This is a genomic window from Mesorhizobium sp. M5C.F.Ca.IN.020.32.2.1, from assembly GCF_004023105.1.
GTDB classification, from domain to species: Bacteria; Pseudomonadota; Alphaproteobacteria; order Rhizobiales; family Rhizobiaceae; genus Mesorhizobium; species Mesorhizobium wenxiniae.
Map to the genome: position 1 here is coordinate 1 of NZ_RZSX01001468.1, position 788 is coordinate 788.

At 63.3% G+C, this 788-nt stretch carries 1 protein-coding gene; it reads right to left on the reverse strand.

Features of this window, described 5'->3' with window-relative positions; genetic code table 11:
- Positions 1-27: 27 nt before the first annotated feature.
- Positions 28-345 (reverse strand): hypothetical protein, encoded by a 318-nt coding sequence (locus tag EOA86_RS36830; protein WP_128345847.1) that lies wholly within the window; start codon positions 343-345, stop codon positions 28-30.
- Between the last annotated feature and the right edge of the window lie 443 nt (positions 346-788).

Below are 788 nucleotides of genomic sequence, written 5' to 3' on the forward strand. Positions count from 1 at the left end.
GTTTGGAGCGCTGGAAAGCTATCACGTCTAGGCGAACCGCCCGCTCGGCCGCTCCCGCCTGTAGCCGATCATGTAGAGAATGAAGGCAAGCACCGCGAACACGGCGAAGCCGGGCTGGTTGAGCACCGAGGCGATGGCGCCGTCCCATAGCAGCGGGCCAAGCTTGTCGCGGACGAAGCTTTCGAAGGTGCTTCGCGTATCCGGCGAGACGGCCAGCCAGCTCGTGTTGAGCGGGGTCATGACCAGCGCGGCGGCCGCCACCGAGCGTGTCGCGTCGATCACCGCCATGATGACGGAAACCGAAAGCGCGACCAGTGCCGCGAGACGGAAGACGAAGCGGAACATCCAGACCTTACCTCCCCGGAAGCTTATCAGAAATGTCTGTATCGGCCTGATAAATAGGATCTGCCCGCTTTATCCGCAATCGCGACACGCGAAGTGAACCCACGCCGCCGGTTTTGCGCCACTGAGGCGCCAGTCGGCAAAGTCACCGCCGCCGATCGCGGCGATCGGCTGCCAAGGCAGCACTGGTGACATGGACAGAGCATCCCTGTCCGACAAAGCGAATAGAGTGCCGTTATGTCTTGGCATTCGGCACCGGATCGACTAGATGAGCCCCGCGCCTGTTGCTTTGACGGCTCAGGTGCGGGGAAAGGGTGTCCGCTGGTTGACGGCGCCCACGGTGCGGAGTTCCGGACCGGAATCCCCGAAGGGAGACGCATCTCCCCAACCCGCGCGGCGAAACCGGCCGCGGCGAAAATGCTAAGACGGAGAGGTGGCCGAGTGGT